The following is a 230-nucleotide window of genomic DNA, read 5'->3' as shown; positions in this document are numbered from 1 at the left end:
GAACTCGTGGTCACGCAGACCGATGAAGCCGGCAACGAGTCCGACCCGACGCCCGCCATCGCACCCGATCTGACGGCGCCCGATGCGCCGACCGCAGACGTCGACGATGCGACTGGCACCATCGTCACCGGCACGGGCGAACCCGGCGCGACGATTACCGTCTATGCGCCCGATGGCGAGACCGTCCTCGGCTCGGGCACCGTCCAGCCCGACGGCAGCTACAGCGTCAC

Annotated in this window: 1 protein-coding gene; it reads left to right on the top strand. The window is 69.6% G+C overall.

Going from position 1 to position 230, the window contains the following annotated elements; translation table 11 throughout:
* The coding region (locus B1A78_RS22945) for an Ig-like domain-containing protein (protein WP_179102146.1) at positions 1-230 on the top strand (230 nt) is incomplete at both ends.

The organism is Sphingopyxis sp. KK2, from assembly GCF_001990265.1.
Taxonomy (GTDB): domain Bacteria; phylum Pseudomonadota; class Alphaproteobacteria; order Sphingomonadales; family Sphingomonadaceae; genus Sphingopyxis.
Note: the sequence above shows the minus strand (reverse complement) of the source record. Positions and strands in the feature narration are given on the sequence as shown.